Source organism: Okeania sp. SIO2B3, from assembly GCF_010672525.1.
Classification (GTDB): Bacteria; Cyanobacteriota; Cyanobacteriia; order Cyanobacteriales; family Microcoleaceae; genus Okeania.
This window is the reverse complement of the sequence record NZ_JAAHGH010000024.1, coordinates 53,746-67,929: the sequence shown is the minus strand read 5'-3', so window position 1 is coordinate 67,929 and position 14,184 is coordinate 53,746. Positions and strand designations below refer to the sequence as shown.

8 protein-coding genes are annotated in these 14,184 nt (G+C 35.3%); 5 read left to right on the top strand and 3 right to left on the bottom strand.

Translation table 11 applies throughout. From position 1 onward, the window contains the following. Position 1 precedes the first annotated feature (1 nt). The 4 genes from F6K15_RS18265 (at position 2) to mtnA (ending at position 6,648) form a co-directional block, all read left to right on the top strand. Complete coding sequence (locus F6K15_RS18265; RefSeq protein ID WP_363268228.1) at positions 2 to 1,447, top strand: MFS transporter; 1,446 nt, start codon at positions 2 to 4, stop codon at positions 1,445 to 1,447. A gap of 613 nt (positions 1,448 to 2,060) precedes the next feature. Then, positions 2,061 to 2,441 carry a hypothetical protein gene (locus F6K15_RS18260; RefSeq protein WP_293063017.1) on the top strand — a complete coding sequence of 127 codons (381 nt, stop codon included), beginning with the start codon at positions 2,061 to 2,063 and terminating at the stop codon, positions 2,439 to 2,441. A 1,012-nt stretch (positions 2,442 to 3,453) separates the two neighbouring features. Next, positions 3,454 to 4,689: an NAD(P)/FAD-dependent oxidoreductase gene (locus F6K15_RS18255; protein ID WP_293063016.1), complete on the top strand. Its 1,236-nt coding sequence runs from the start codon at positions 3,454 to 3,456 to the stop codon at positions 4,687 to 4,689. A gap of 921 nt (positions 4,690 to 5,610) precedes the next feature. Continuing rightward, complete coding sequence (gene mtnA, locus F6K15_RS18250) at positions 5,611 to 6,648, top strand: S-methyl-5-thioribose-1-phosphate isomerase (protein WP_293063015.1); 1,038 nt, start codon at positions 5,611 to 5,613, stop codon at positions 6,646 to 6,648. Between the two features lie 275 nt (positions 6,649 to 6,923). Here the strand turns inward: mtnA and F6K15_RS18245 are convergent, their stop codons facing one another. Next, on the bottom strand, positions 6,924 to 8,807 hold the full coding sequence (locus F6K15_RS18245) for a serine/threonine-protein kinase (protein ID WP_293063014.1): 1,884 nt from the start codon (positions 8,805 to 8,807) through the stop codon (positions 6,924 to 6,926). A 408-nt stretch (positions 8,808 to 9,215) separates the two neighbouring features. Further along, complete coding sequence (locus F6K15_RS18240) at positions 9,216 to 11,117, bottom strand: serine/threonine-protein kinase (RefSeq protein WP_293063012.1); 1,902 nt, start codon at positions 11,115 to 11,117, stop codon at positions 9,216 to 9,218. 2,030 nt (positions 11,118 to 13,147) lie between these two features. On the opposite strand from F6K15_RS18240, the gene F6K15_RS18235 reads away from it, so the two are divergent. Then, positions 13,148 to 13,330, top strand: a complete 183-nt coding sequence (locus tag F6K15_RS18235; RefSeq protein WP_293063010.1) for a hypothetical protein — start codon at positions 13,148 to 13,150, stop codon at positions 13,328 to 13,330. Positions 13,331 to 13,628: 298 nt separating this feature from the next. Here F6K15_RS18235 and F6K15_RS18230 read toward each other — a convergent pair whose 3' ends face one another. After that, a complete protein-coding gene (locus tag F6K15_RS18230; protein WP_293063008.1) occupies positions 13,629 to 14,042 on the bottom strand; it encodes a 4-Cys prefix domain-containing protein in 414 nt (137 codons plus the stop codon). Positions 14,043 to 14,184 lie beyond the last annotated feature (142 nt).

Genomic DNA, 14,184 nt, shown 5'->3' with positions numbered 1-14,184 from the left:
GATGAAAAGTGTAGAAGGTAGTAAAATGGAGGTCTCTACACAGTGGTGGATCCTATTGGCGGTGAGTTTAGGAACGTTTTTGTTCTCGCTAGATGTTCATGTTGTCAATTTGGCTTTGCCAAGACTGGTAGAGGATTTACATAGCGATTTTGCGACGGTTGAGTGGGTTCCTCTAAGTTATTCTCTTGTTCTGGCGGTCTTGGTGCTTTGTGTGGCTCGCTTGGGGGACTTATGGAGCAAGAAATGGCTCTATATCATGGGAATGGGAGCATTTACTATAAGTTCATTGGTCTGTGGAATTGCTCCGACAATTAACTTATTGATTGCAGCACGGATATTTCAGGGATTTGGGGCTGTGTTTATTGCAGTCCTAGCGCCTGCGATCGCAACTGAAGTGTTCCCTAATGCCAAGCGAGGACTAGCTCTAGGGATAATTACCAGCACGGGTTGGGCGGGAGTGTCGTTGGGACCAACGGTAGGAGGAGTGCTTCTAGAGCATTTAGGTTGGCGTTCAGTTTTTTTGGTTAATGTGCCAATTTGTTTTATTGGCATAGTGTTAGCGATGCTGACAATTCCCAGGGGTAGTAGCAATACAGCTCGAAAGGATTTTGATTTTTGGGGAGCATTGATTTTAGCGATAACGTTAACTTGTTTTTTACTGGGAATGACACGCATACAAGGAGAGGATCTAGATGGTAATATAACTTGGGTTTTATTGGCGGTCTCGGTAATGGGTTGCGTTAGTTTTTTGTGGTCTCAGAAACAATCAGATCGACCATTGCTGGACTTGAGTTTATTTAGATCGTTGGAATTGAGTTTAAGTCTACTGTTAAGTTCAATTTCTTATGCTTTCAGCACAGGTGTCATTTTCATTATGCCCTTTTTTTTGGTACTCGTTAAGCATTATTCCGAACAAAAAGTAGGATTATTGATAGCGGTGCTGCCTATATTAGCAATCTGTGTAGGTGCTGTAGCTGGATACCTAGCTGATCGTTTTGGCGAAAGAAGTATTAGTACAATCGGAATAGTATTATTACTTATTGGCTGTTTTACAATTAGCACATTTAGCGAAGAGTTGACGGTTAAGGGGTATGTATTACGGGTGCTTCCCTACGGAATTGGTTTCGGTTTGTTCCAAGCTCCTAACCAAAGTGCGATTATGGGCAACGTACCTCCACAATATCTGGGTGTAGCATCCGGACTTTGGTTCTTTTCACGAGCTTTTGGTCAGGTGATGGGTATAACGTTGATAGGTATTCTGTTTTCGCGCTTAAGTGCTAGCCAACTTCCGGTAGATATCCCGTTTTCAGCTACAACAGCGCCAGTGGAGGCTTTAGTGTTTGGAGAACAAGCAAGTTTTCGCATTATCTGTGTTCTTCTTGTAGTGGCGTTAGTTATATCTGTATTCCTGTGGCAGCGGCGAAATAGCGCTCCTACTCATCTGTAGACATCTCCTTTAATTTTGGCGATCGCTCTCAGCATACTCGTGTTCTGCCGGGAATTACAGTCAATATTACAGCTTCATCATCAAATAAATTTGGGTAAAACTACTGAGCTTGCAGATCCTATCAAATAAATTCAAGTAAAACTACTGAGATTGCAAATTATTAAGTTCTATAGTATACTCAGTGAGGTCTAAAATTCAAGGAAAACAGATAATGGATAAATGCTCAGAATCTAACGCTTCTCACAGTGCGACTACTGTTAATCGCCGTTCCCAAACAAACCTATTGAATTTAAACAGCTCTAATTCACTGGTTCAAGCGGTTTTAGATACTTGTTCTGATTGTGGGCAAGACCCCTGCGAGTGCTAGAGCCATGTGCTAAATGCTACTGTATTTTTGTCTGGGTACATCTATTAAAATTTTTATAAAAACAGTAGAGAGGGGTTAACGACCGTTAACCCCTACTACATTTGGTGGTTATATTATGTCCGGATAATTAGTTATGAAACAATTTTCTTCTCTCTTCTCTCTTCTTTCTTTCTGATAGGAACATTCTATGGCATATTCTGACAATGGTTGATCCAAAAGACTGGTAGAATTTCTGAAAAATTCTATTTGCGCTTTAACATTGAACTAGCACCCATAGCACCAAATGCTAATAAACCTAAAATTGAAGCAGGTTCAGGAGTTGAAGCTGGATTAACTGGTGTGGGATTGAAAGTAAAGTCATCAATACCAATGCCTCCAGATTGGTTAATCTCAAATCGAGTGATACCAGAACCGGATATAGATAAAGTTTGTGCTGTTATGTCTGTAAAAGTGTCAGAAGCAACAAGGTTGTCAAACTCATCGAAACCTAGAAGAGTTACAGTATCAGTATCACCAAGGAAATTATCACCTGCAAAGACTGAAACAAAATCAACTGCTTCTGTGAAGAAACCGCTAATATCCCCTGCGAAGGGAGCAGTACCAACAGCAGAGCTTATTCCAGATTGAACAGGTCCATTATTAACATCTTGAATAATCGTTAGGTCTTGATCAAAAATAACACCTAAACCACTAAAAGTATCACCTGAGATAGTTTCAAAATCGCTAAATCCCTCAAAATCAAGAGTTACTGCTTTAGCTGAGTTATTCCCTATGAAAATAGGAGCTAAAATAGCAAGAGAAGCTAAACTTTTTACGGTCTACGACCGTAAAAAGTTGATTGCATTTTTTTTGTTTACTTGACTAACCATGATAATTACTCTCCATGCAGATGTTGACTTTATTTACAGTAAGTTAAGTTTCTTTAATTAACTTAACTATGAATATAGTTACATAAGCATTTTGTGAGACGCAAGTGGTTATTAATAGTCAATCCCCTTGGTAAATACCATCATCGAAAAACACTAAATTATTGATATCAAGAGCATTTGAAGATTTGTGTAAGAAATGTTATAAAAGTTTAATTAAAGATCGAACTTCACAGAATTTTTAATCAAAGCACCCCAAACTTCATAGAATCTTTATAAAAGCATATTTATGGATCATAAATTTTTCTCAATATCCATAATTTATGTTTCAATAATTGATAATGGATAATTGATAATTACCTATTCCTAAAAGGAAGAGGATTGAATAAAAGGAAAATTTTTTCTCTCTTGGTCGATTGGATATGACGTTAGCGGAGCGGCTCTGCAAGAGCGGGTATCCTCGCCATCCCACCCTACGGGAAGCTACGTTAACGACCGCTTGTTTCTCCTTTAAAGGAGAAGATTTTTACCTTAATTATTCGGTAAATTTTAAGAAGGGGACAGTTTTTTAGGATGGGCAAGTATCGTACCATTTCTCAAAAACTTTTCTATATTTTCTATAGTTGAAGTGTTGCCTAAGTATAGTATTACTTTTGGTAATCCCTTCCGGAGTACTGCGCAAAACCTGTCTGTAGCTTCGGATGAAAATATGTTGTAATGTGTAAGTCCTACAAAATATTTTCTCAAATATTTCTATGAGTAAATCAGAAATTATGAACAATAGAAATGATTTTAATGTAGTAGTTATTGGAGCGGGTCCGGCAGGTTGTCAATGTGCTAGAAGTTTGGCAAAATTGGGACGCAAAGTTTTATTAGTGGAACAACACGAAACATTTAATAAAAATGACTTTTCTAGTGCTGCAACTCCTCAAGAAACTCTTGATAAATTTGATTTGCCAGAAACAGTAGTCGGGAGTTATTGGCAGAAAATTAGTATTGTGACAACTAATATAAATCATTCCTGGGCATCACCAAAAATATTAGGAGCAGTTTTAAATTTTGCTAAACTTAGAGAATTTTTGGCGGGTGAAGTGGAAAGTTATGGCGGTAAAGTTTGGATGGGTTGTCGCTACATTAGACATTTTGAAGAAGAGGGAAAAACTATTGTAGAAATGAGGTGTTTTGGTGGTGAAAAATTGACTGTTAGTACAGAAGTTTTGGTTGATGCAACCGGACCTGCAAGGGCAGTAATGTATGACAAAAAAAGTAGGCAACCTCAATTTTTAACTGCTGCGGGAATTGAATATTTAATCGAAGTTGAACCAAGAGAATATGATAAATACGCTAAGGATTTAATTTTTTTCTTAGGTCATAAATGGATGCCAAAAGGTTATTCTTGGATTTTTCCTATGGAGGCAGAAAAGCACAGATTAAAAATAGGTGTGGCGCGGTTTAATTTAGAACATAAACAAATAGTTGAAACAAAATCTATGAGGTGGTATCTAGAACTATTGATTCAAGATTATATGAAACTTGAGGAGTATGAATTAATTGATTCTCATGGTTCAACTGTTAGATATTCTGTGGGATTAAAGGATATTTATTACCAAGATAATATTGTTGGTATTGGTGATGCTGTTTCTACTATTAATATGTTGGGTGGGGAAGGAATTAGACATGGTATGGATAATGCAGAAATTGCTAGTAAATATATAGAAAAATATCTTGATAAACGCTTATCTAGTTTTCGTTCTTATCAAAGAGAAATGCAGAGACGATATGCTATTAAATGGAATATTTCTGAACAAATGGGGCGCAGGAGATATATGCAAGATAGTGATGAATTGATTGATAAAGGGGTGAATTATTTAAAATCTTTGACAGTAGAGGATATGATGAATATTTTATTTGCATACAATTTTCAAAAGTTGTATAAAGGATTGGGTAAGTATTTACAACGTAAAATTAAGTTAGGTTGGGAACAAATTAGGAATTTTTTCATTTTGTAGGCTGGGTAGACATGGGAAACCCAACAAAGTGTTTCATTATCATTAAACATCTCTAGAAAATAGGGAGTCGGGAGCAGGGAGAAATAATTGATGAATAATAGTGAGATAATTGATTGGATTTTTTATCATTGGAGATGTCTATTTAAAATTACTATAATTGTTGGGTTGCGCTGTCGCTTAACCCAACCTACTATACTATCAGCGATGAGTTATTAACTCATTATTTTGGCAGAAAGAATTAGATATCTCCTCCACCCATAGGGAGTAGGGAGTAGGGAATAGGGGAGATTAAATATTGAAGTAATTATAGAAGTGTAAATAGATATTATATTAGGACTTACGCAGATACGCTATATATAGTACTCATAACTGTTGTCCAATAGTTACTGGACTCTATACACAGTGTCTTTGCGTAAGTCCTGTATATAATCAGATTCTATGTGTTAGGATTTACGCAGATACGCTATATATAGTGTTTACAACTATTGTTCAATAGTTATTGACTCTATAAATAGTGCCTTTGCGTAAGTCCTGTGTGTAATTAACCGGATTTGATACTACGCAAATTAACTTTTAGGTGGTGGTGCATTGTAATGGTCGTGCATTGCATTATTTTTGTTAGGAGGTACGGTAGTGGGAGCATCTTGCTCCCGTGCCAACTATTCTTTGTTACTTGTATACTATTACTATGCAGGACTAACAACTTTTAAAGCACCATTTGTAGGGGTCAATAGTATTCTTTCTCGCTATATCGCTATATGTAGAGTCTCTGCGTAAGTCTTGTCAAAAAAAATCTACTGATCGCTGACCGCTGACTGCTTGTTTAAAATTACTATAATTGTTGGGTTGCGCTGTCGCCTAACCCAACCTACTATTTATCTGAATTTGATATTATTTATAATATATGTATGGGGAAAAATTATGATGTCTAAAATCACAGAAGTTAATCCTATTATCTGGCAAAATGACCGTGTTTTATTAATTGACCAAACTTGCCTACCAGGAGAATATAAAACTGTAGAAATTAATAACTCTACGGAGATGGCAAGAGCTATTAAAACAATGATAGTTCGTGGGGCACCAGCTATTGGTGTATCAGCAGCTTATGGAATGTATTTAGGGGCAAAAGAAATTTCTATAACTGATAGAAATGAGTTCTTAAAACAGTTAGAAGAAGTGGCTGTCATGTTACGACAAACTCGCCCAACTGCTGTTAATTTATTTTGGGCAATTGAACGAATGTTGAAAGTAGCAAATGAAACTAATAGTTCTGTAGAAGAAATTCAAACAGCTTTATTAGAAACTGCTAAAAATATTCAAGCAGACAATTTACAAACTTGTAAAAATATTGGCGATCGCGCAATAGAAGTTTTACCGACTTCTCCAGAAAAATTAAACATTTTAACTCACTGTAATGCTGGTGCTTTGGCGGGTACTGCAGTCTTAAATGTCTTTAGTTCAGCGTGGCGAGGGGGTAGACTAGGGAAAGTCTATGCGGATGAAACTCGTCCTCGTCTCCAAGGTGCAAAACTCACGACTTGGGAATGCGTACAAGAAGGTATTCCTGTTACTTTAATAAGCGATAATATGGCTGCTCATTGTATGAAACAAGGTTTAATTCATGCTGTAGTAGTTGGAGCTGATAGAATTGCTGCTAACGGAGATACTGCTAATAAAATTGGTACTTATAGTTTAGCGATCGTTGCTAAAGCACATAATATTCCTTTTTTTGTGGCAGCACCTCTATCAACAATAGACTTCAAAATATCTGATGGTAGTCAAATACCAATTGAAGAGAGAGATGCAGTGGAAATATATCAAATAGGAGAAACACGCATTTGTCCGGAAGGAGTAGAATTTTATAATCCTGCATTTGATGTTACCCCTGCGGAATTAATTGCAGGAATTATGACAGAATATGGTACAGTTGCGCCAGGAGAATTAGGACAGTTTCTATAGCAGAAGGAAGAAGGAAGAAGACAGGGAAGAGATCCAGTAGGGTGTGTTAGCGGTAGCGTAACTGAGCACATCCTATATCTATTGTCAGTGGGTAACTCCTGTATCTATTAAGATCAAGTAATTTTGTGATTACTCTATAATATCATGTCCGGATAATCTGCTATAGAATTCCGTTCCACTTACACGACTGCAAAAACCTTATCCCTCTGAACCTTTCTTTCCCTTCTGCCATCTGCCATCTGCCATCTGCCTCCTGCCCTCTGCCTTTCTTTCTCTTATTCACAACGCCAAATTTTTACGGTATTGTCACTACTTCCACTCACAATTGTATTATCATAACTGCTAATTGCCACAGAATTTACATCCTTAGAATGCCCGTTTAAACTCTTAATAACTTCTCCAGTTTCCATCTGCCAAATCTTAATAGTTTTATCTGCACTACCACTAATTATTGTTTTTTTATCTAAACAAATTACAGACCTAACCCAATCAGAATGTCCTGTAATTGTTTTGATTAATTTACCTGTTTCTACAGACCATAATTTAATTGTTTTGTCACTACTACCACTGACTAAAACTTTACCATCAGGACTAAAAGCAATTGTATTAATATCTCTAGTATGTCCGATTAATTTATCTATAAGATTACCTGTTTCTACTTCCCATAATTTAATCACATTATCGCTACTACCACTAGCTAGAATTTTGGCATCGGGGCTAAAAGCAACTACATTAATGCCACGAGAATTTTTGATGCTGTACAAAAGTTGACAAGTTTCTTGATGCCAAATTTTAATAGTCCGGTCGTCGCTGCCACTAGCAATAAAATCTCCATTTGGGCTAAATACTACTGGCATTGAAACAATAGAATCAGAATGTCTGGATAAACTGCAACTTATTGTACCTGTAGCTAAATCCCAAATATTAATAATTCCACCAACATTACCAATAGCTAGGATATTACTTTTAGGATTAAAAGCAATTGATAAAACTATATTAGAAGCTATAAAAGAGTCTAATAATTCTCCTGTAGATAATTTCCATAATTTAATAGTCCGGTCAAAACTACCACTAGCAATCATTTGATTATCGGGGCTAATAGCAACTGATGAAACTGAACTTAAATGACCGGAAATAGTTTGAGGTTTTCCCCAAGAATAAAGATGTAATCCTGGTACATAATTTGTATCTTTGAGAGAAATTTTTGGGAATGAAAGTTTGAGTAAAGATGGTGTAGGTGGGGGTGGTAATTTACCATGATTCAAATCTTTTAAGACATCTGTAGCAGATTTATAACGTTTGTTTGTAGCTTCAGTAATTAATTTATCGAGAATATTTCCCAATTCTTCGCTAATCGGATTATCGATTAAATAATCTCGCCATACCCATTTATTTTCTCCAGTATCAAATAGTTTAAATGGAGAAATATTGGTTAGTAAATTGATACAGGTTACGCCTAAACTATATAGGTCACTGGCAAAGTTTACTCTACCTTTGAGTTGTTCTGGAGCTACATATTCGGGAGTACATACAATTGTTCCTGGTTTAAATATTGGAGTTCCAGTTAATTGTTTTGCTAGATCAAAATCTACTAATACAAATTGACCTTTTATTCCGCCTTGATAAGCAGAATTTGATAGTAAACGACGAATTATATTTTCAGGTTTAATATCTTGATGAATAATCTTGTGAGAGTGAATAAATTCTAGCACTGGCAGAAGACTATTTAATAGTTCTCGAATTTGATATTCGGAAAATATTCCTTCTGTTTCTAAAACTTGAGCTAAATTTTTTCCAGGTATAAATTCTTGGACTAAATATTGACAATAATCATCGTGTAAATTGGCTAATAATTCAGCTATTTGAGGATGTGTTCCTAAAGTATCTAGTTTTTCTGCTTCTTCTTCAAACAAAGCGATCGCTCTTTTTATATCTACTTCATTTTGTGAGATAAAATAAAATTGTTTAATTACACATGGTGGTTTAGAAGGTTTATCTTGATCTACTGCTAAATAAGTTTTACTGAAGCCTCCTTGGCCAATCATTTTAATTGCCCGATAACGGTCTTTTAGAAGTAACATAGAACCACAAGTTAAACAGATTCTAGCTTCTGGTGGAGAATTAGGATTTTTGCAATCTTCTTTAAGACAATAATTCATATTTTTCTACTCTCCTAACGATAAAATTTAGTCAGCACACCCGATAATTTATAGCAGTTTTCATTAACATAAAATACATAGATTTTGGCTTAAAGGCAGAAGGCAGAGGGCAGAAGGCAGAAGGAAAAGAAAGGTTCAAAAGAATAAGGTTTTTTTTATAACAGATTATATGGACACTATATAACCTATTTGCGTAGTACTATAAAAAGGTGCTTTAGAAGAGCTTAATCGACATATAACTTTTAACTTTTAACTTTTGACTTTTGACTTAAAAAAGGTGCTTTAGAAGAGCTTAGGCATAATAATAATTTTTGACTTTTGACCTTTGACTTTATAATTTTTTGACTTTTGACTTTTGACTTTTGACTTTATATTTTTTTGACTTTTGACTTTTGATTTTTGACTTAATCACTCCTGTTGCCAAATTTTAATTGTATTATCACTACTACCACTAGCTAAACTCTTTCCGTCCTGAGAAAAAGTAACAGAATTAACATATTTTGAATGACCTTCTAAATTAGCTATTTGCTGACAAGTTTCCCAATGCCAAATCTTAATAGTTTCATCCTCACTACCACTAGCAATAATATCTCCTTGAGGACTAAAAGCTATGGCACAAATATCTCTTGAATGTCCCTCCAAAGTCTTTAATATTTCACCTTTATCTATTTGCCAAATTTTAATATTGCGATCGCGACCACCACTAACTAAAGTTTTACCATCACAGCTAAAAGCAACTGCATAAATATAATGTACTCCCTGATAATAATTGCATAGAGTCTGAACAGCATTACCTAAATTTATATCCCATAATTTAATCGTATTATCTTCACTTCCACTTGCCAAAGTTTTACCATCAGGACTAAAAGCGATCGCACGCACTGGTCGTGAGTGCCCAGTCAAAGTCATTATCACTTTCCCATAGCTAGGTTCATAAAGGTCGTCCCCAAGTCGCCAAATTTTGATATCTTTATCCTTACTTGCACTAGCCAAAATTTTGCCATCGGGACTGAAAGCGATCGCCGTTACTCCTCCAGAATGACCAAAATATTCTCCCTGACTCCAGTCACCAAGAATACAAAGAAGTCTCTCCCTCTTAACTTCCCAAAGTCTAATAGTTTTGTCATCACTCCCACTCGCCACAATATTGCCATCAGGACTAAAAGCAACAGAGTTGACATAACCCGAATGCCCAAATATAGTCAATATTTCTTTGCCACTATCTACTTCCCACAACTTAACAGTTTCATCCTCACTCCCACTCGCCACAATATTGTCATCAGGACTAAAAGCAACGGAGCAAACCCATTTTTGATGACCAGTCAGAGTATGTAGACATTTCCAGGTTTGAGTCGGTGGGGGTTCAGGTGTAACCTCCGGAGTTTGGATAGCAGTTTGATCTTGAATACGAGTCAAGTTGACTTGAGTATTAACATTTAAAGTTTTGATGACTTCATAAACAGACTGATAGCGACGGTTAATAGCATTTTCCACCAGTTTATCTAAAACATAACCCAACTGTTCGCTCACAGAATTACTCTTTAAATAACGTCGCCATACCCAAGTACCTTCACCCACATCAAATAATTCAAATGGGGAAACGTTGGTCAAAAGATGTAAGCAAGTTACTCCCAAACTATATAAGTCACTGGCAAATACTGCTTTGCCTCGGTTTTGTTCGGGGGGAGTATATTCAGGAGTGCCAATAGTGGTACCTGTTTTCAACAGTGCCGTACCGAGAGCATATTTGGCAGCACCAAAATCTACTAATACTAATTGACTGTCACTGTTTTGACGACGAATAATATTGTCTGGTTTGATGTCGCGGTGAATAACGTTGTGAGAGTGGATAAATTGCAGGACTGGCAGTAAATTATTGAGTAAAGCTTTTATTTTCTCTTCATTGTAAGGTCCTTCAACCGCCAGAGCTTGGCCTAAATTTTGTCCGGCAATGAATTCTTGCACTAAGTATTGTCGCCCATCCTGGATGAAGTGGGCCATTAGTTCGGGGATTTGGGAATGTCTGCCCAGTTCGTCTAATCTTGTAGCTTCTTTTTCAAAGAGTTCGGCAGCTTTGCTGATATTGTTTGTGCCTTGGGATGCTGGAAAAAACTGTTTAATTACACAATAGGGTTTGGAGGGTTTGTCTTCGTCGATAGCTAAGAATGTTCTGCCAAAACCTCCTTGTCCAATTAAGTTAAGGGGACGATAGCGGTCTTTGAGTAGTAGTTTTGAGCCACAGTTTTGACAGTATATGTTCCAGTCTGGGTTTTGGGGAATTTGACAGTTGGGGTTGAGGCAATGACTCATGCCGATATTTTGAGCTAACGATAATATTGATTATATTTTGCTGAGGAATTTTTGATTGAAGTTAATAGTAAGATTTCTCTATATATTTATATTTTGATTTTTTAGGAATAGCCTTGATCAATTTTAATGTTTTTATGATAAATCATATTATTGTTTTTGTCAGGATTAGCTTAAATTAAGCATAAATTAATTTTTTGGGTTTTGTGATGGAGTGGCAATAATTTTCCCGACTGCTTTACTAGGCACATGATTCTCTTTTTTAGAATAATTAATAGGAAGTCTTTTTTTAGCTAGTATATATTTGGTGGTATATATAGCAATCAGGAATTAGTTGTGAGAATTTAGATGTTCCTTAAAAGTATAGAATATAGCAATTATTATATTCATATAATACGTTTTTTTATTCTTCTCTTTTCCCTGTTCCTTGCTCCCTAAAAGTTTTCAATATCTCACAACTCAAATATTATGGCTATAGAATTATTTAGTAAGTTTTTTATGGTGAGATTACAATTTAATCTAAATAAGGCTTACCGATCTAATCTAAAAGCATTGACATATAAATACAAGTACCTTTTTGGGGTCAAAAAAAGTGCCTAGTTTTCAGCTCTTCACGCTCAAAAAGGAGCGTATTTTAGGCTCATAGTTGGGCAGAAAAATCATTCTTAAAATTCTTACTCCTACCTCCTCTAAATTACCGAAAAATTAAGGTATAAAATCTCTCCATTGATGGAGAAAAAAGAAAAAAATTCCTTTTAACCCAATCCTCTTCTTTTCAATGAGAGGTAATTCTAAATTCGCGCATTCTAAATTCGCGCATTCTTGAACATTTCTCCTGTCTGAGTCCGACTGACTTCCCCTCCTGGGAGGAGTGAGGGGTGGGTTGTCTTCTACCCCTACTAAAAAACTTTTTCAGCAAACCCTAAATATAAGTTTCTGTATAATAACTAAGATTTATATAAAAGGTAAAATTTACTTTATACAATTAATTTGTGAGTTTATGAATTGATTTTTCTGTTGATAAGCACTGTCAGAGTCTAATACCATTTTTATATGAGGTTGTATAGAATGATGAAATTCATTAGACCAATCTATCTCTATCTACACCTATATCTAGTAAATTATGCTTTAAATATTATTCTATGCAGCTTCATTTCAATTTGGTATAAGCATTCAGCTATTAGCGGTGAGCTCTTCCTGCGGAATGCTTCGCAAACAGCTTTCTAATAAATTAACCAAGTATTTGCTTCACTTCTACTATATTTTTAAACAAAGAATTGAAGCACAAGAAAAACAAGCTTAAATTTTCTACTAAAGGTCATTTCAGTTATCAGTTATCAGTTATCAGCACCTCTCGCTGTTTGCGCAGCATGACCTAGGAAAGCAAGAGGCTTGAAATCAGGAATATTCTCTTTTTTTATCCCCTTGAAAGGGGAGGTATTTCTTGTTAATTAATTGATAATGGATAATTGATAATTACCTCTGGTTAAAACCTTTCTTGATTGAATATAAGGAAATATTATTTCTTCTCTTGGTCGATTGGATATGGCAAGGAGACCAGTTCTTGCAGACCCGCTCCGAATTGCGCCATCCCACCCTACGGGAAGCTCCGCTTTTCATGTCGGCGATAGCCGAAACGACCGCTGTCTTGGTCTCATGGATATGGCGAGGAGACCTCGCCATCCCTCGACCGCTTTTTTCCCTTTAAAAGGGGAGGCTTCAAGGCGCGAACTATTTAATTATTAATTATTAATTATTAATTATTCGGTAATAAAGCTGTATAGCTAATAGCTGACTGCTTAAGTCGGAGTTGGTTGGTTGAACAAAATTATGAGAATTTGAGATTTGATTTATTATTGTTAAGAGCAAAAGTGTGATTTTGAGTATTTTAATATCTAGTTTTCTGTCGATATTTCATAGATATTTGAAAGTAAAAATGGTCGTTGTTTTTCCATTTCTTATTCAGACAATATTGAATGAGTATTGATAGTAGATAATTTATTTACCCTTTTCTCTTTTTTCTGGAGAATTTTATGGCTATAGATAGAATTTTTACAGAGTTTTTTTGCAGGTCAATTTTATTTAATCAATTAGCATTTGAAAGTAAAAATGGTGGTGGTTTTTCAATTTCGTCTTCAGACAATATTGAATCAGTATTGATAGTAGATGATTTATTTTATCTGTTCTATTTTTTCTGGAGAATTCTATGGCCATAGATAGAATTTTTACAGAGTTTTTTTGCAGGTCAATTTTATTTAATCAAGCAGTATCTGAAGTGAAAATTATAGTAGATGATTTATTTTATCTGCTCTCTTTTTTCTGGAGAATTCTATGGCCATAGATAGAATTTTTACAGAGTTTTTTTGCAGGTCAATCCTATTTAATCAATCAGTATCTGAAAGGAAAAATGATAGTAGATGATTTATTTTATCTGTTCTCTTTTTTCTGGAGAAGTCTATTGCTATAGATAGAATTTTTACAGAGAGAGTTTTTCTGAAGGTCAATTTTCTTTAATCAATCAGTATTTGAAAGTAAAAATGGTCGTTCTTCTTCAATGCTTTTTTCAGACAATATCCAATCATTATTAATAGTAATTGACGCTTCTTTGCCACTACCTTTATCTTTTGCTGTTACATTTAGCTTATCTAGATATTCTGCCTCTCTATTAAACAGTTCAACTGCTTTCTGAAAAGCTGCTTGACTATTAGCAATATTAGGAGCAGGAAAAAATTGTTTAATTAAACATTTTCTTTTTAATGGAGTATCTTCATCTATTGCTAAAAAATTTCTCCCCATCCCACCAGCACCTAAAAACTTTATCGGACGATATCTTTCCTTAAGGAGAAGTTTTGTACCGCAATTAATACAAAAACTGATGGAATTTTGCTGATTGGGTTTAGTACAATTAGGATTGAGACAATAACTCATGAAAATGTATTTTTTTTGACTAATCAATAATATTATACTAAATCCAGTTTACGGTATTTGAGTATAATTGTAGGTTTGATTAAGCAGTAACACAAACCTACAGAATAAGCTTGTTGTCTGGTTTCGTGAACATCAAGTAAAT